The 16,621-nt window shown below is 41.9% G+C and carries 15 protein-coding genes; 10 read left to right on the top strand and 5 right to left on the bottom strand.

What is annotated here, in order from left to right; genetic code table 11:
• Positions 1-117: 117 nt before the first annotated feature.
• Positions 118-1,197, top strand: coding sequence for an MraY family glycosyltransferase (locus AACS98_RS10370; RefSeq protein ID WP_066379216.1), 1,080 nt, complete (start codon positions 118-120; stop codon positions 1,195-1,197).
• A 7-nt stretch (positions 1,198-1,204) separates the two neighbouring features.
• Here the strand turns inward: AACS98_RS10370 and fabG are convergent, their stop codons facing one another.
• Complete coding sequence (gene fabG / locus AACS98_RS10365) at positions 1,205-1,957, bottom strand: 3-oxoacyl-[acyl-carrier-protein] reductase (protein WP_066379214.1); 753 nt, start codon at positions 1,955-1,957, stop codon at positions 1,205-1,207.
• Between the two features lie 341 nt (positions 1,958-2,298).
• On the opposite strand from fabG, the gene trxA reads away from it, so the two are divergent.
• From trxA to AACS98_RS10350, 3 genes are all read left to right on the top strand, one after another.
• A complete protein-coding gene (gene trxA / locus AACS98_RS10360) occupies positions 2,299-2,616 on the top strand; it encodes a thioredoxin (RefSeq protein ID WP_066379212.1) in 318 nt (105 codons plus the stop codon).
• A gap of 241 nt (positions 2,617-2,857) precedes the next feature.
• Positions 2,858-3,745, top strand: coding sequence for a hypothetical protein (locus AACS98_RS10355; RefSeq protein WP_066379210.1), 888 nt, complete (start codon positions 2,858-2,860; stop codon positions 3,743-3,745).
• Positions 3,746-3,760: 15 nt separating this feature from the next.
• Positions 3,761-4,687 carry a GUN4 domain-containing protein gene (locus AACS98_RS10350; RefSeq protein WP_066379206.1) on the top strand — a complete coding sequence of 309 codons (927 nt, stop codon included), beginning with the start codon at positions 3,761-3,763 and terminating at the stop codon, positions 4,685-4,687.
• 166 nt (positions 4,688-4,853) lie between these two features.
• Here AACS98_RS10350 and prmA read toward each other — a convergent pair whose 3' ends face one another.
• Both prmA and serA read right to left on the bottom strand, forming a co-directional pair.
• Positions 4,854-5,774, bottom strand: a complete 921-nt coding sequence (gene prmA, locus AACS98_RS10345; RefSeq protein ID WP_066379205.1) for a 50S ribosomal protein L11 methyltransferase — start codon at positions 5,772-5,774, stop codon at positions 4,854-4,856.
• A gap of 110 nt (positions 5,775-5,884) precedes the next feature.
• Positions 5,885-7,465, bottom strand: a complete 1,581-nt coding sequence (serA, locus tag AACS98_RS10340; protein ID WP_066379203.1) for a phosphoglycerate dehydrogenase — start codon at positions 7,463-7,465, stop codon at positions 5,885-5,887.
• Positions 7,466-7,821: 356 nt separating this feature from the next.
• Here serA and AACS98_RS10335 point away from each other — a divergent pair, with 356 nt between their 5' ends.
• On the top strand, positions 7,822-8,541 hold the full coding sequence (locus AACS98_RS10335; RefSeq protein ID WP_066379200.1) for a Uma2 family endonuclease: 720 nt from the start codon (positions 7,822-7,824) through the stop codon (positions 8,539-8,541).
• Here AACS98_RS10335 and AACS98_RS10330 read toward each other — a convergent pair.
• The gene (locus AACS98_RS10330) at positions 8,538-10,016 is read right to left on the bottom strand and encodes a site-2 protease family protein (protein WP_066379198.1); all 1,479 of its coding nucleotides are present in this window, start codon (positions 10,014-10,016) and stop codon (positions 8,538-8,540) included. The two genes, AACS98_RS10335 and AACS98_RS10330, sit on opposite strands and share 4 nt — an antisense overlap.
• A 157-nt stretch (positions 10,017-10,173) precedes the next feature.
• On the opposite strand from AACS98_RS10330, the gene AACS98_RS10325 reads away from it, so the two are divergent.
• Complete coding sequence (locus AACS98_RS10325) at positions 10,174-10,908, top strand: MBL fold metallo-hydrolase (protein WP_066379191.1); 735 nt, start codon at positions 10,174-10,176, stop codon at positions 10,906-10,908.
• Positions 10,909-11,085: 177 nt separating this feature from the next.
• On the opposite strand, the gene ctpA is transcribed toward AACS98_RS10325, so the two are convergent.
• Positions 11,086-12,342, bottom strand: a complete 1,257-nt coding sequence (gene ctpA, locus AACS98_RS10320; protein WP_066379189.1) for a carboxyl-terminal processing protease CtpA — start codon at positions 12,340-12,342, stop codon at positions 11,086-11,088.
• Between the two features lie 545 nt (positions 12,343-12,887).
• Between ctpA and petB the strand changes: the two genes are divergently transcribed.
• From petB to AACS98_RS10300, 4 genes are all read left to right on the top strand, one after another.
• Complete coding sequence (gene petB, locus AACS98_RS10315) at positions 12,888-13,535, top strand: cytochrome b6 (protein WP_010997571.1); 648 nt, start codon at positions 12,888-12,890, stop codon at positions 13,533-13,535.
• A 245-nt stretch (positions 13,536-13,780) separates the two neighbouring features.
• On the top strand, positions 13,781-14,263 hold the full coding sequence (gene petD / locus AACS98_RS10310) for a cytochrome b6-f complex subunit IV (RefSeq protein WP_066379185.1): 483 nt from the start codon (positions 13,781-13,783) through the stop codon (positions 14,261-14,263).
• Between the two features lie 288 nt (positions 14,264-14,551).
• Entirely contained in the window at positions 14,552-14,980 is a 429-nt protein-coding gene (locus AACS98_RS10305; RefSeq protein WP_066379183.1) for an ATP-binding protein, read from the top strand.
• A gap of 470 nt (positions 14,981-15,450) precedes the next feature.
• Complete coding sequence (locus tag AACS98_RS10300; RefSeq protein ID WP_066379181.1) at positions 15,451-16,452, top strand: GDP-mannose 4,6-dehydratase; 1,002 nt, start codon at positions 15,451-15,453, stop codon at positions 16,450-16,452.
• The last annotated feature ends 169 nt before the right edge of the window (positions 16,453-16,621 follow it).

The raw sequence follows: 16,621 nt of genomic DNA, 5'->3' as shown, positions 1-16,621 counted from the left end.
CACAGGTTCAGAGTGCTAAGACCCAAGTTAACCAGATCACATCTGAAAATCACAAAAATTGATTAATATACACTTGATGCTCATGTAGGATACTGGCAGTAATGGTTAAATCGGGAGATGAATTTCTACGACTCCCTTAAATCTATTGGCATTGCTAACCCTAGCGGTTCCGGCTGGTTGGCAGTAGTAATTACGTTTGTTTTGGCTTGGGTGGTAACTTGGCGTTTAATTCCCACAATTCGTAAATTTGCGTTGCGGGTGGGTTGGGCTGACCAACCAAACGCCCGAAGACTCAACCAAGAACCATTGCCGAATGCTGGCGGTTTAGCTATTTATGCGGGAGTAATCGCCGCATTGGTACTAGCCAGCCTTTTGCGCCCAATTGAACTGCAAAATGTGTTGGCTCAGGTATTGACTATTTTACTGGGAGGTTCAATTCTCGTCTTGGTCGGCTTTATTGACGATCAGTTCGGATTACCCCCCTCTGTACGCTTATGGGCGCAAATTATCACGGCTTTGTTACTGTTTGCGAATAGGATTAGCGTTGATGTTGTTCTCGGTACGCCGATTGACTCGATTCTCTCGATGTTGCTGACTGTGCTGTGGATAGTCGGGATTACCAACGCTGTCAACTTGATGGATGGGATGGATGGTTTGGCGGGAGGAATTAGTTTTATCACTGCCATGAGTCTATTAGGGGTTGCTGCCCAGTTTCCCAATCGGGCTGCGGCTATCTTAGTGTTGGCAGCCTTGGGGGGTGCAGCTTTGGGCTTTTTGCGCCATAATTTCCACCCCTCAAGGATTATCATGGGTGATGCCGGAGCTTACTTTTTTGGTTATGTGCTGGCTGCAACCAGTATTTTAGGTAATCTGCAAGAGAATACCATCTATGCTCTAGGCCCCGCAGTTTTATTCCTGCTGTTGCCTGTGTTAGATACTACACAGGTGTTTATCCGCCGGCTGTTAGCAGGTAAAAACCCCCTCAGTACCCCTGGTAAAGACCACCTACACCACCGTCTCCTGGCTTGGGGATTTTCTCAACGCCGTGCGGCACTTACCTTATGGTCAATTACCTTAATTTGTAATTTGCTGGCGATGAGAGTCCAAGGTATGAGTGCGGCAGTAATTGTTACCACTACCAGTGGGATTATTATCCTGCTCGGTTTCACTGTGTGGCATAAACTCCGTACCCAGTAACTAGGAATTACATCACCATTCCGCCATCGACATTAAACACTTGTCCAGTAATGTAGGTAGCAGCCGGATCAGCAGCGAGGAAGCGCACCATCCCAGCAATTTCTTCTGGTTGTCCGTAGCGACCTAGAGGAATGTATTTGAGAATATCATCGGCTTGCAGATCCTTGGTCATGTCCGTGGCAATAAAGCCAGGGGCGACGGCGTTGACGGTGATTCCACGAGAAGCGAGTTCTTTGGCGACGGTTTTTGTAAAGCCAATTACGCCAGCTTTTGCAGCACTGTAGTTAGCTTGACCAGGATTACCCATTTGTCCGGCTACGGAGGTAATGTTGACAATCCTTCCTGAACGCTGTTTGAGCATGATTTTACTGACGGCGCGGGTACATAAAAATACACCCGTGAGATTGAGGTCAATCACTGCTTGCCAATCTTCGGGCTTCATCCGTAAAAGTAGGGTGTCGCGGGTGATACCTGCATTGTTGACTAAAATATCAACGCGTTTGAATTTGTCCATGACGGCGTTGATCATGGTGTCTACTTGCTCGGCTTGGGAAACGTCAGCTTGTAGGGCGATCGCTTCTCCACCAGCTTGAGTGATTTCTGCTACTACCTTGTCAGCCGCACCACTAGAACTAGCATAATTGACGACTACAGTCGCGCCGTAGGTAGCTAATTCTAGTGCGATCGCTCGTCCAATTCCTCGTGAAGCACCTGTGATAATTGCAACTTGTCCCTTTAAATTTTCACTGATAATTGCCATAAATTATTCCTCAATATTGCAAATTCCCGCGCTAATTATCTTATGGTGATTTGTACCTACAACTTACCAAGAGTTGAAAATTTAAAATTGAAAATTGATCAGATCCCCGACTTATCAAAGAAATCGGGGATCTACAGCATGATGATTTGATATTGAATTATGTTGAGCCACTACACAGCATAAACATATCTTCCCTATTCCCTATTCCTCACTCCCATGTATATATACCTGAAGAATCAGAGGATAAATTTAGCAACAATAAAAACAAAATAATGTTACACCGTTTTCAGAAACCACACATTAATATTGAATTCAATGAATAAAAAATTGGTGTGTGTCACATGACTACTAAAAAGCAATTCAACAGCTTTGAAGAAATGCTGTCTGGTTCTGATTTACCTGTTTTAGTAGATTTTTACGCTGATTGGTGTGGCCCTTGTCAGATGATGGCGAAAATTTTAGAGCAAGTAAATGCTCAACTCAATAACCGCATCCGCATTGTCAAAATTGACACGGAAAAATACACAGAATTAGCCAGCCAGTACGAAATTTATGCTCTACCAACACTGGTTTTATTCAAACAAGGTCAACCAGTGGATCGGATTGAAGGTGTGTTGCAAACACCTGATTTAGTTAACCGGTTGCAAAGTTTTCTGTAATTAATATTAAGTTAGAGATGCAAAAATTAGCATCTCTACACATTTTTTTATGAATTTATTGCGGTTCTCAAATCAGTGAGAAGAAAAATAATTGAACGCAGATAAACGCAGATAAACGCAGATGAATTTGGATTCTATCCGGTTGCAATCCGCAGCTATTTATACTTGACGCTTACAAAGACATATGTTATTTTTAAACGCATAACTGCTTACTAATTCATCTATTACAGGGTGTTGAGAAATGTTAGGTTTTCTGTTTGGAGGACTTGTTAAAAAATTTGAGAGTGCAGCAAAGGAGATTGTTTCAGACTGTCGTGATAACATAAATGGCTTGTTTGATGACAAGCTTTATCCTTTAGCCGACAAACTCGATTATATAATTAAAGAACGCATTCATCAGGCAATAGAAGATACTGAGAAATTAGAAAATAAAACTAAAGTTGATATTTATGAAATCTTAAATACAGCAGATGCCAAAATTAAACATTACCTAGAAACAATAGATAATATTAGAGCAAAAGCTATCAGTGAAACTATTAACCAAACAAACTTTTATCTAGAGAACAGAATTAATCAAATGGCGTTAGCTGTAATGGAAGCTATTAATAATACCCACGACAGTCTTGATAAAAGTTTAGATAGAATTGAGAAATTAGAGAGTAACTTGTTTAGAGATGCGAATCAAATAGTAGATAAACTATGTGAGTGTCTTGATCGTAACGCTGCTGTTTTACAAAATGAGTTGAGAAAATATTTAGTTCACGCCTTACCATCTCCTTTAGATAAATGTAAACAAAAGCTCAAGATATCATGGAAACCCGGCGGGATGTTTTCTGATATTGAGCTTTATGAATTAAACGAGTGTTACGAACTAAGTAAGTTAAATGAGAACACCCCTGTTGATGAAGTTTTAAAAATCTATGGACAACTACAACATAATGCCACAATCATGGCTGCTTTAGTGAGCAAATCTCCAGAGTTAAAACATCGAGCTATTCAAGATTGGATTAAATATGGTTTACTTTGTGAATTTTGGCGGAGCATCATCAAGACTTATGATGCTCAAGATAGCTTGATGTTAGAGACTAATTCTTCACCAAAACTATTGCAAGATAATCCAGAAGTTTAATTATTTAATGTCTTTATGTTTAAAGCGGATAAGAATCAATCTAAAACACCTCTAGGCTATTACGAGCGAGCCATAGAAGAACTTAGGCGCAGCCGTGAAGAATTGCAGGAGATGAAAGCAATTTACTTACAAAAAATTGATTTTGTTCCTCAGCCTTTGCAATCAGAAATTCAAGAATTGAAAACAGAGCTTAAGCATATTTATGAAAGACTAGAAGATGTTGAGAAAAAAGCAGCAGAAACTCAAATGAGTTTAGCTGATATGGAAGAAGCAGCACTAACTGCTCAACAAGAATTACAAACTATAAAAGAGAATATGATTAATGAAAGAAAATTCAATGAGCAAATTATTGAAGAACTAGCACAAATAAAAGAGCAAGTATCTCATATTGTTTCTCAAACACAGCCGATAGATTCTCAAACACAAATTTTACAATCTTTATCAAATCTACAGTTGCAATTATCTGAATTAACAGCAGAGTTAACCCTTGTTTCTCATACATCTGGGGTAGATTATAGACAGTTGCAACAACTTTTAGCAGAAAATCGATGGCAGGAAGCTGACAAAGAAACTTATTTAAATCTCCTCAAAATTTGTAATCGTCAAGAAGAAGGTTGGTTAGATGATGATCAAATTAAAAAATTGCCTCGTCATGACATCGTGATGATTAATAATCTCTGGGTTAAATATAGTCAAGGAAGATTTGGTTTTAGTATTCAAAAAACTCTTTGGGAAGCCAGAAAAGAGTATAAGCACTTTGCTTATAGGGTGGGATGGCTAGCAAGTCTAGCTAATAGTGAATGGGTAAAATATGATGACTATACTTTCAATTTAGATGCTAATAAGGGACACTTACCGTCTACATCGCGTTTAGTAGGTTTAGGTTGTAGAAATGTTGGTGAAGTTGCACACAGACTCAAGGTTTTTTTGTCACGTTATTAATCGAAAAATCTAGGATTAGATGTAGGTTGGGTTAAGCGTAGCGCAACCCAACTATGATATTAGTGTTGGGTTTCCTACAGAAATGTGAGTGAGAACCCACACCGAATAAACCGACTAAATATTTTTTTTGTCACGCTACTAATGTGTTTTGACGCTACAACCAAGCTTAAGAACGTCGGGCATTTAAACAACACCATTCTTTCCGCTTCCACATGGTAGCGACAACCCAGCCATGTTTTTCTAAAGCATCAGCTACAGATTTTGATTGTTCAACTAAAATACCGCTAAAAATTCCCCAGGTACTCGGTTGAGAAATTTCGCTGAGTTCTGGGACTAATTGAATAATTACATCAGCTAAAATATTGCAGACAATTCCATCTACTGGCTTGTCAATTAATTTCTTGACAATATCTACACTCCCTTCTGCTGGTACTAGGCGTTCTGGATTAACATCATTGAGTGCGCGATTACTAAAGGTAGATTGTACCGCTAAAGGATCAGTATCTACTGCATAAACTTTCTCCGCACCTAATAGCACTGCCCCGATAGAAAGGATACCAGAACCACAACCAATATCCGCAATTATTACAGGTTCTTTTTGAGCAGCTTTACCCATAAAAGATTGGGGTACTTCACTCAGACGCATCTCTAGGGATTCTAGACATAACTGGGTTGTGGCGTGGTTGCCTGTGCCGAATGCTACACCTGGATCGAGGCGAATTACTAACCGGTCTAAGTTTTCTGGTAAGGGTAGCCAAGCCGGGTTAATCAGGATGCGATCGCCTATTTCTTGGGGATGCCAGTATTGTTTCCAACTACTTGCCCAGTCTTCTTCGTCTATGATCTGCCAATTGAGCGTAGGAATAGATAATCCTAAACATAAAGCATCTTGTTGTAACAATAACCCCAGTGCGGCTAAATCTAGTTGCTGTGCTTGAAATGCAGGTAAGTAACCTTTAACCAGACAAGAAACTCCTTGACTTTCACTAGCTGTACCCCGACAGCCAAAATCTTCCAGTCGCCAAGAAACCGAGTCCTCTAACGCTGGTTCACATAAAACCTGTAATTCCCACCAAGTGTTTGCCATTTTTTTGTGCTGAGTGCTGGGTGCTGAATAAAGACGCGATTTATCGCGTCTGGACAAGAGTAATGAGTGCTGAGTAGAAAGTCAGCACTTACTACTCAGCACCCAAAACTTTATAAAGTTACTGTATACGCATCACGGATTTCTGGCTGTTTGGTAATCTCAGCCAAGACACCATCCGGTAAGGGATCATCAATGCTGAGAGCCATAACCGCATCACCACGCACGATTTTGCGGCCTACCTGCATACTGGCAATATTGACATTATAGCTACCTAGAAGAGAACCCAGTTTACCAATAATTCCCGGTACATCGCGGTGCAGGGTAAACAGCATATACTTGCTGGGTGGGACGTTAATCGGGAACCCATCAACATCGGTGAGGTGAATTTCTTTATCACCTAACAATGCACCAGTGACAGAATGAGTGCCTAAAGTACCTGTAGCTTCTAGACGCAATGAGCCAGCGTAGTCACGAAGTGATGCGTCACGGGTTTCGATGACTCTAATTCCCCGTTCTTTAGCTTCGATGTTGGCGTTAACGTAATTTACCCGTTCTCGTAAGGCTTGATATAACAAACCTTTGAGTGCTGCTACAACTAAAGGCTGACTTTTGTTGGTGGCGAGTTCACCTTGTAGGCGGACATTGAGCAATTCTACCCGACCACCTGCTAGCTGTCCGACCAAGTTACCCAAGGTTTCTGCTAGCTGCATATAAGGTTTGAGTTCTTCCAAGACAGAGGGGCCGAGTCCGGGAATGTTCACGGCGGAACGGGCGGGTAAACCCAAAAGTACATCGCGAATTTGTTCAGCTACGTCGATAGCTACATTAACTTGTGCTTCTGTAGTGGACGCGCCTAAGTGGGGGGTGAGGATGATATCCTTACCGAGCGATCGCAATTCTGATTCACCCAATGGTTCAGACTCGAACACATCCAAAGCTGCACCCGCAATTTTCCCTTCTTTAATCGCTGCGGCTAACGCTGCTTCATCAATAATCCCACCACGAGCGCAATTAATAATCCTGACTGTGGGCTTCATTTTTGCCAGGGTTTGAGCATTGATCAGGTGAGTTGTCTCTGGAGTTTTGGGAATATGCAGGGTGATATAGTCAGCTTGCTGAATCAACAAGTCAAAATTCACCAATTGACAACCAATTTGTTCGGCTCGTTCTGCGGAAATAAAGGGATCATAAGCTAATAACTTCATCCCCATAGCTTTGGCAACTGCGGCGACATGAGAGCCGATTTTACCCAAGCCCACAATACCGATAGTCTTTTTATATACTTCCGCACCAACAAAGGTTTTACGATCCCACACACCGCTTTTTACAGAAGCATTGGCATCGGGAATGTGGCGCGACAAAGACAACATCATCGCCAAGGCGTGTTCAGCTGCGGCGATGGTGTTACCTTCCGGGGAATTAACTACAACAATACCTTTACGGGTAGCAGCCGGCACATCCACATTATCCACACCCACGCCAGCCCGACCGATAATTTTTAGCTGAGTTCCAGCTTCAATAATTTCCTGAGTGACGCGTGTTCCAGAGCGAATCATCAACGCGTCATACTCGCCAATAATTTCTATTAGTTCTGCTGGTTTAAGACCTATTTTGACATCAACAGTAGCAACCTGGGAAAGAATGTCAATACCAGCCTGGTCAATAGGATCGGAGACAAGAACCTTAGACATGATTAGATCATTTATAAGTTAAGAGTTTTGCTGCACAAGACTTTTTAGTTTAGTCCTTATTCGTGGCCATTCAGCAAAAAATATTGGTTTTAATATCAGCTAATGCTGTACTCACACCTCTTACTTGAGGATAACAGAGTATCAGGGTACAGGAATAGTCTGCTACTAACCCCTACCTATGTGAAGATGAGCGGCTGCTTACACTATCCTGCCGATAAATGATAAACCATGAATCGCACTAAAAATCTATATATAGATTATTTATTTTTATGACTCAGCAGCTAGTTCGTGTCAGTAGAAGATATGGCTATAATTCCTGTAAAGACGCTGGTGTATGAGATTTGGGGCAACCAGTCATGTTAAACTTCAACCTACCAAGGTATTTACCCTCAGCCGACGAACTACCGGACTCTGATGAAACGCCTGTGGATAATGAACTGCAAGAACTCATACCAGGGTTGTTAAAAGCTATTCTCCTGCTACTGTGGGGGGAACGTATGGACTGGTTTTTTGGGGTGGATATGGGTATTTATTATCACCCTGATCAACCTCCTATTGTCCCAGATGGATTTCTCAGTCTAGGGGTAGAAAGATTTTACGATGAGGAACTGCGTCCTAGTTATGTGCTTTGGGATGAACAAGTTATACCGATTTTGGTGTTAGAAGTCGTTTCCCCAAACTATCGCAAAGAATACAGCGATAAATTAGATGAGTATGCGGCTTTAGGTGTACTCTATTACGTGATTTATTCTTCTCGCCGTCGCCGTAAACCCCGTTTGGAGGTACATAAATTAGTTAACGGTAGATATGAGTTACAACCAGGAAACCCGGTTTGGCTACCAGAAATTGGCTTAGGAATTGGTTGTGAACGGGGAGATTATTCTGGGGTAACGCGAGAATGGATGTATTGGTACGACAGGGAAGGGAAACGCTATCCCACACCACAAGAACAAATTAAGCAAGCACAACAACAGGCGCAGTTAGCAGAACAACGCGCTCAACAGGAGGCTCAACGCGCTCAAAGGTTGGCAGAGCAATTAAGAGCTTTGGGCATCGACCCAGATAATTTGAGTTAGATTTGTAATAAATTCGCGATCGCCTGTGGCATTGGCAAGATAATCATCACTAACAAAGCCATTGCCAATAAACCTAAAATGTCACGTTTATTATCTAGTTCGGTGACATCATTTAAGGCAGGTTCATCCACTAAGGGAATAAACAATAAAATAATTGCCCAGACAAAGAATTCTGGTTGGACTAAAGACAGTAGTAACAGCAACAACCGGGAAATTTGACCGATTAACATCGCGGTTTTTTGTCCAAACATCGCATGAACAATATGACCACCATCTAATTGTCCCACAGGCATTAAATTTAAGGCGGTGACGATTAATCCTAAAAAACCAGCTACCGCTACCGGATGTAAATCAATGGCTGATTTTGGTGTTAATGCACTCCCCAAGGCTAATTTAGAAATTAATCCCAAAAGAATGGAATATTTAGGATTAAGTGCATCGGGGTTCAAAAGTCCGGTTTTTTCAGTTAAAGGAACAACATCTGAATGCGCTAAACCCCAGATAATTAAAGGTAATGTGGCAATAAATCCCGCCAGAGGCCCGGCAATACTCACATCAAATAAAGCTTTGCGGTTGGGGATAGGACTCCGCATTTGAATAAATGCGCCAAACGTTCCCAAGAAAAACGGGATGGGAATAAAATAAGGCAGTGTGGAGCGGATTTTGTAGTACCTGGCTGTTAAATAATGTCCTAATTCGTGAATCCCCAAAATTGTCATTAATCCTAAAGCATAGGGTAATCCTTGCCACAGGATTGTGGGATTTGAGGAGATAGTTGTCAGATTTAAACCAGCGATTCTGACTCCCACTAAAGTTGTAGTTACCAAAGTTGCTAAAACAAGTATTAAAGCTAATCCTGGTCTAGTTAACTTTTCTGGTTTTTTGGCACTACCGGCTTTAGCTGCTTGAGCATTGGGAACTAAGACAAAGAAGGGTTTACCATTAAAACCTTCTTGAAAAATAATTAAGAAGCGATCGCCAAATTCTGCTTCAATATTTGCCCGAATTTGTTGATAAGCTTGAATAGGTGTTGTTCGCAACTGACCACGACAAATAATCGCCTGGGGTCTATACTCAATGTTCTGAATATAGTAAATAGACCAGGGAAAACAATTTCGCAGTTGGGTTTCTTCTGTAGGTTCAATGGGACGCACAGGCACTGATTCTGCGGTAGGATGAATAGCCGATTGTGATGTTTGAGTTTGGGGTTCAGTTTGAGTGTTTCCCGGCGATCGCCGTCCCCACTGGAACAACAGCCAGTATAACAAAAGGCAGATGATTGAGGGCCAGATGATCAGTGATGGCGGCGGAGGTTGTTTTACACCATACATCAATGTCCAGCCACTCAATAATAATGCTGGTGTCATTAACACTAGCCACAATAACCAGATTGGTGTACGGGTGATGCTAGCCACACTGCGCTGCACCATTAAATACGTAGCTATGCCCAGTAGCAGGAGAAACCAGAATGTCATTTGCTCTTTGGTAATTTAGAAACACAGCCTGATTTGTAGTTTTGGCAATATCGCTTTCACTACATACCAGACTTTCAACTCATTTTTGTTACAAAAGTTAACAGAGTTTTTTAACTCTGTCACGATAATTTCACAACTCCTCAGTTTTTGTTTGTTCATGCGTCCCTTACCACCACAGCCAAGTAATACAACTAAGTCCCCACGGGTTGTTTTTGCTGACGAAGTTGCAAGCAAAGAAAACCTCGGCTCAGACTTCGCGCTCAATTCTATTTTTGCTTTTCCACCAAATCGGGACACATTGGGGGGTACTTCTTACTTCATTGTAAGAAATCAAGGGAATATCCTGATAGACTGCCCGGCTTTAGACGAAATAAATCAAGATTTTTTGCGATCGCATGGGGGTGTGCGCTGGTTATTTATCACCCATCGCGGTGCGATTGGTAAAACCTCAGAAATTCAGCAAAGCTTTAATTGTGAGGTAATCATTCAAGAGCAAGAAGCCTATTTATTACCAGGGTTGACAGTCACTACCTTTACTCAAGAACTGACACTAGACAGCACAACCAAATTAATTTGGACACCAGGACATTCTCCCGGTTCCTCTTGTCTATACTACAGTCAACTAGGCGGCATCCTGTTTTCTGGTCGTCATTTATTACCCAACCAGCAAGGCGAACCAGTACCATTACGGACAGCAAAAACTTTTCACTGGCCTAGACAAATTAAGAACATACAAGCATTATTAGACAACTTTACGCCAGATACGCTGCAATATATTTGTCCTGGTGCTAACACTGGTTTTCTCAGAGGTAAACGTGTAATTGACCAAGCTTACCACCGTCTGAAGTCTCTAGATTTAGAAGCTTTGTTACACAAACAAGCGATTTTATGAAAGAAGGGAGATAAGGGAGACAAAGGAGATTGTTTTCAAGAATTCTGTAATTTTTGGGACTTACGCAAAAATAACGTATTTTCGTCATTGTTACCGAAGGGTAGCAATCCCAAAGCTTTGATTTTCGTTGCGAGTGCGTAAGTCCTAATTTTGAACTTTGAATTTTGAATTTTGAATTTATTTGTCTCTATTCCCCAAACCAGCTACAACAGAATCTTTCCTCAACACTTCCAGTGCTGATTGGTATTGTAAATCGGCTGCTGTGGCAATCTGTTCACGGGTGATTGGTTGCTGAGAAATCACTTGATCAGGTTTAATACCTAATTTATTAATATCGTGGTGACTGGGAGTTTCGTACTTGGCAATAGTCACCGCCAAGCCAGAACCATCAGACAGTTCAAATAAAGATTGTATTAAACCTTTGCCAAAAGTAGTTTCGCCCACCAATTTGGCGCGACCATTGTCTTGGAGTGCGCCAGCTAAAATTTCGCTAGCACTGGCAGTTCCTTGATTGACTAAGACTACCAAAGGATCATCTGTCAAAGCAGGGCCGAAGGCTTCAAAACTGCCTTGAATGCCTTGGCGATTGACGGTGTAGACGATAGTGCCGGAATCTAACCATAGACGGGCGATTTCTATGCCAGCTTGTAGTAAGCCTCCAGGATTATTTCGTAAATCTAGAATGTAGGCATCCGCCCCTTTTTTTTCTAAACTAGATATGGCGTGTGCCAACTCTGTGGAGGCGTTGGCATTAAATTGTGTTAGGCGAAGATAGCCGATAGATTTACCTGCGGGGGAAGTGCGTAATTCCGCTACAACAGGGTTTAGAGCAATGCGATCGCGCACTACTCTAACTTCTTTTTCTCCTTCTCCATCGCGTTCAATTATGAGTGTGACTAGACTACCAATAGGGCCGCGCATCCGGGCGGCTGCTTCATCGAGAGTCAGGTTGGCTGTAGAAAATCCTTCAATTTTGAGAATGCGATCGCGTGATCTAATTCCCGCTTTCTCGGCTGGCGAACCCTCTATAGGAGAAACTACTTCCAATTTTCCGGTTTCGGGATTCAGGGCAATTTGTAAACCCACACCCGTAAGTTCTCCTGAAGTATTCACTTGCAAACTGCGGTATTGCTCAGGGTCTAAAAACCGGGTAAAAGGGTCATCTAAGGTCTTGAGCATATTCTGAATGGCTACATAAGCGGCTTTTTGGTCTTTAAACGGTTTTTCTAGGGCTTTCTGCCGCACTGCTGCCCAGTTTTGATGATTAAACGTATCGTCCAGATAAGTCCGATTTACAATTCGCCAAACTTCTGAAACTAATTTTTGTTCTTCTGTCAATGCGTTTGCTGGTTGCATGACTGCACCCCAAGCTAAACCAAAAGCCAAAAATAGTGAAAATCCTAGCCGCAGAACCTGTTTGTGCATGAACCCCATTTTCCAATTCACCTCTAGCCAAATTGCCGAGAATTATCTAGTTGTCTCTTGTTTGATGAAATCTATCTCTCGACTATGTTACTTTTTTTATAGAAGTGGTGCATTCTTCTCATCAAGTTGTTAAACAACTGATGTCCTGTATGCCCCTGTATATACCTGATAACAGGATATGATCTACTTTGTACCCTCCATAATCATGGTTGGCTTGCAAAGAGAACGCAATATATTCCATATTTACCAACGCCGTCGGGCAGTCGGTGTATGCTTGCTGTTCGCGTAGCGGCGCGTTAGCGCGGGTAAAGTAATCTGAACTTCTCGATGCGTCCGGTTGTTTGGGTCTCCCTGTGTTCGCGCTAGCGTCGCGAAGCGAAGCAAGAATCCCTGAAATGAAATTTCGGGGAGTGTCAAAGAGTGTTAAGTTGATAAACTTTTAGCACTATCAAAACGCAAAAGCAAACACATAAAATCCTCTGACGAGAAAATCCCAAAATTGCCAATTGGGAGATTGAATCAACCGCAACTGATTTTTAGGAACTTGAGATTGTATGGCCAACGTTTACGACTGGTTTGAGGAACGCTTGGAAATTCAGGCGATCGCTGAAGATGTAACTAGCAAATACGTCCCTCCCCATGTCAACATCTTTTACTGTCTGGGTGGTATTACCCTCGTTTGCTTCTTGATCCAGTTCGCCACTGGATTTGCAATGACTTTCTACTACAAGCCCACAGTGGCTGAAGCTTACTCCTCAGTGCAGTACATCATGAATGAGGTTAACTTCGGTTGGCTGATTCGCTCCATCCATCGCTGGTCAGCCAGCATGATGGTGTTGATGATGATTCTGCACGTCTTCCGGGTGTACCTGACTGGTGGTTTTAAAAAGCCCCGCGAATTGACCTGGGTAAGTGGTGTGATCCTAGCTGTAATCACAGTTTCCTTCGGAGTAACAGGCTATTCTCTGCCTTGGGATCAGGTTGGTTACTGGGCTGTGAAAATCGTTAGTGGCGTACCAGAAGCAATTCCTGTAGTCGGCGTACTGATTTCCGACCTACTGCGTGGTGGTTCTAGTGTTGGTCAAGCAACCTTGACTCGCTACTACAGCGCGCACACCTTCGTTCTACCTTGGTTAATTGCGGTCTTCATGCTGTTCCACTTCTTGATGATCCGTAAACAAGGTATTTCCGGCCCCTTGTAATTTCAGAAGCCCCAATGTCAACAGGCAACAGCACTCAGTTACAAGAAACAGTCATTTGCTTTAAACTGATGGAAAATCAGCAATTAATGACTCATTCCCACAAGGATAATGCTTGTATTTGAGACTTCAGGTAAACTACCCAAAAACAGAAGATTCAGGCTAGTTTTACGTTAGGTTTGCCTAAATTCATTGATGGCTGTAATCAAAGCTTTAAGTGAAATTCCAGCAGGAGAGCGCATTTAAATATGGCAACACAAAAGAAACCCGATCTGAGCGATCCTAAGTTAAGAGCCAAACTCGCCAAAGGTATGGGACATAACTACTACGGCGAACCAGCTTGGCCTAATGACCTACTGTATGTATTCCCAGTAGTCATCATGGGTTCCTTCGCTTGTATTGTGGCTTTAGCTGTATTAGACCCAGCAATGACAGGTGAACCAGCGAATCCTTTCGCCACACCATTGGAAATTTTGCCAGAGTGGTATTTGTACCCTGTATTCCAAATTTTGCGATCGCTTCCTAACAAACTGTTGGGAGTGTTAGCAATGGCTTCCGTACCCTTGGGATTAATCCTCGTTCCCTTTATTGAGAACGTCAACAAATTCCAAAACCCCTTCCGTCGTCCAGTAGCAACCACAGTCTTCTTGTTTGGGACTTTGGTTACTCTGTGGCTAGGTATTGGTGCTGCTTTACCTTTGGAAAAATCTTTGACCTTGGGATTGTTCTAAGTTAGTCACCAAAAAGCTATCTTGACGCTTGTAGGTTTCAAGAGCAGATATCTGAAGTTATGATGTCTGATGACAAGTCACCTTGCAGGGTGTCTATGGCATCAACCGCCGTTCATTTCTCCAGGTGATCTGCTGTTGAAACCAATTAACAAGCGTCAATTTTAGTGAATTTAGCTTTTGTATGCAACTTTTTAGTTTTGGAACCAAAAAATCTGCCAAAATCTAAAATAGACTGAAGAACGATAGATTCAAAAACCTCTCACTTATATTCAATTTAAGCTACGGTCAATGCTTGGCATAATGCAGCAAGACCATCTGACGGTAAACAGCGAACTGAAGCTCCTCAACAAAGTTCAACAATGGTTTGAGGAATTTTCCTTAAAATACTTGTCTCACCTTGGTTGGTCAGAAACCCAAGTTTATCGCCTCAATTTAGCATTAGCAGAGGGCTTTACCAACGCAGTGCGTCACGCTCATCGCGCTTTACCACCGGAAACAACCATAGACATTGAGGTGAGTCTATGGTCTGACAGATTAGAAATTAGAATTTGGGATCACGGTCATCCTTTTGATCCAAATGCGATCGCCGAACCAGAACCAGGTACTCTACAAGTAGGAGGTTATGGTTGGTTTCTGCTGCGTCGCTTAGTTGACCGTGTAGTTTATGAGCGTAGCGATGATAATAGAAATTGTCTGGTGATACTCAAATACTTATGACATTGACCTGCCCCCGCTAACCTCAGCGCGAGGTGTAGCGGGAGGTTTTTACTACACAGAAAACCGCTTTTGGAAGTACCAACGAGTCTTACAGTTTTTCTACAAGATTGAATTTCTGTGTATTTATTGACAATATTTTAATTCCCTCTGATCTCAAGTTCCGTTAAGCATTTTCATCTCTGTCATCAAGGAGTTGTATTTGTATCATTCTGATGCCAATCAACTGTCAGTGATAGAATTACATTCATATTGATTGTATAAAATTTAATTTTTATCCTAGTAAGTATTACATACAATTTATCCTGACTACTTTGCTAGAATTGGGCATTACTTTTGCTAGTTTTATCTGGTGTGGTCATGGGTCTAGACAAATATACTAGGGTCGCCAATGCTCACGCAATTATTCTAAGTAATTTTACGCTGGTACGCAATCACCTTTTAGTGTAGAAAGGGGAGATAGGAAAAAATATATGACTAAGACCGCCCTAATTACAGGAATTACTGGTCAAGATGGCTACTATCTCAGCCATTTACTCCTCAAGCATGGTTATAAGGTAGTGGGATTAGTATCGCCACACCGACAACCAAATCTGACGAAATTGGGAAATTTAGCCAATCAAGTAGAAATTTATACAGTCGATTTAAGAGATAGCGTAGCCCTGTTCAATGCAGTAGAACAACTGCGTCCCCAAGAAATTTATAATTTGGCAGCTCCGAGTTTTGTCCCTGACTCTTGGAAAGATCCACTAGGAACTCTTGATTTAATCACTGGTACTGCAACAAGACTATTAGATGCAGTCAGACAAGTGGGTTTATCTACACGTTTTTATCAAGCTAGTAGCTCTGAGATGTTTGGAGATGTCTTTTGTTCTCCGCAAGATGAAGAAACTCCTTTTCGACCGAAAAATCCGTATGCAGCCGCCAAACTACACGCTCATTGGACGATGGTACATCACCGTCAGCGTTATGGTTTATTTGCTTGCAGTGGGATTTTATATAATCATGAATCTCCGCTCAGAGCACCTCAATTTGTCACCCGTAAAGTTTCTTTAGCAGTTGCATCAATTAAGTTGGGTTTAGCTGACACCCTAGAAATGGGTAATCTAGATGCTAGACGGGATTGGGGTTTTGCCGGAGATTATGTTAAAGCTATGTGGTTGATGCTACAAGCTGAAGAACCAGAAGAGTACGTGATTGGGACAGGCAAACTACACAGTGTGAAAGAATTAGTATCTCTGGCTTTTGATAGCGTAGGATTAAATTGGCAAAATCACGTAGTCATTAATCAAAATTTACTCAGACCAGACGAACATTTTCAACTGGTAGCCAACCCCAACAAAGCCAAAACCAATTTAAATTGGCAACCGGAAATCAGCTTTGAACACCTTTTAGAAACAATGGTAAAAACAGATATAGACCGCTTGCAAAACCGTCAAGTTACTCAAATTTCTGAAAAACAACTACTCGTATAATAGAGTGCTGGTGATGGCATTCTTGCCTATCAAAACATAGTGGGAGTGTGAGAACCCCTGCTCTTTAGAGAGGGGATGTAGCTTGCTTTCCCGCAGGGGTAACACGACTCAACAGGTTTTAACCTGTTGTTTTAAGGCGAGACTTATGGTAAATTTTTGCTGATGATGC

It is taken from the genome of Anabaena sp. CA = ATCC 33047, assembly GCF_963870205.1.
Classification (GTDB): Bacteria; Cyanobacteriota; Cyanobacteriia; order Cyanobacteriales; family Nostocaceae; genus Trichormus.
The sequence above is the reverse complement of the archived record's forward strand: the minus strand, read 5'-3'. Positions and strand labels throughout refer to the sequence as shown.

What these genes read in the sequence shown, in the direction of transcription:
- AACS98_RS10370 (WP_066379216.1), top strand. Translation starts at nt 118, where the DNA reads ATGAATTTCTACGACTCCCTTAAATCTATTGGCATTGCTAACCCTAGC.
- fabG (WP_066379214.1), bottom strand. Translation starts at nt 1,957, where the DNA reads ATGGCAATTATCAGTGAAAATTTAAAGGGACAAGTTGCAATTATCACA.
- trxA (WP_066379212.1), top strand. Translation starts at nt 2,299, where the DNA reads ATGACTACTAAAAAGCAATTCAACAGCTTTGAAGAAATGCTGTCTGGT.
- AACS98_RS10355 (WP_066379210.1), top strand. Translation starts at nt 2,858, where the DNA reads ATGTTAGGTTTTCTGTTTGGAGGACTTGTTAAAAAATTTGAGAGTGCA.
- AACS98_RS10350 (WP_066379206.1), top strand. Translation starts at nt 3,761, where the DNA reads ATGTTTAAAGCGGATAAGAATCAATCTAAAACACCTCTAGGCTATTAC.
- prmA (WP_066379205.1), bottom strand. Translation starts at nt 5,774, where the DNA reads ATGGCAAACACTTGGTGGGAATTACAGGTTTTATGTGAACCAGCGTTA.
- serA (WP_066379203.1), bottom strand. Translation starts at nt 7,465, where the DNA reads ATGTCTAAGGTTCTTGTCTCCGATCCTATTGACCAGGCTGGTATTGAC.
- AACS98_RS10335 (WP_066379200.1), top strand. Translation starts at nt 7,822, where the DNA reads ATGTTAAACTTCAACCTACCAAGGTATTTACCCTCAGCCGACGAACTA.
- AACS98_RS10330 (WP_066379198.1), bottom strand. Translation starts at nt 10,016, where the DNA reads ATGACATTCTGGTTTCTCCTGCTACTGGGCATAGCTACGTATTTAATG.
- AACS98_RS10325 (WP_066379191.1), top strand. Translation starts at nt 10,174, where the DNA reads ATGCGTCCCTTACCACCACAGCCAAGTAATACAACTAAGTCCCCACGG.
- ctpA (WP_066379189.1), bottom strand. Translation starts at nt 12,342, where the DNA reads ATGGGGTTCATGCACAAACAGGTTCTGCGGCTAGGATTTTCACTATTT.
- petB (WP_010997571.1), top strand. Translation starts at nt 12,888, where the DNA reads ATGGCCAACGTTTACGACTGGTTTGAGGAACGCTTGGAAATTCAGGCG.
- petD (WP_066379185.1), top strand. Translation starts at nt 13,781, where the DNA reads ATGGCAACACAAAAGAAACCCGATCTGAGCGATCCTAAGTTAAGAGCC.
- AACS98_RS10305 (WP_066379183.1), top strand. Translation starts at nt 14,552, where the DNA reads ATGCTTGGCATAATGCAGCAAGACCATCTGACGGTAAACAGCGAACTG.
- AACS98_RS10300 (WP_066379181.1), top strand. Translation starts at nt 15,451, where the DNA reads ATGACTAAGACCGCCCTAATTACAGGAATTACTGGTCAAGATGGCTAC.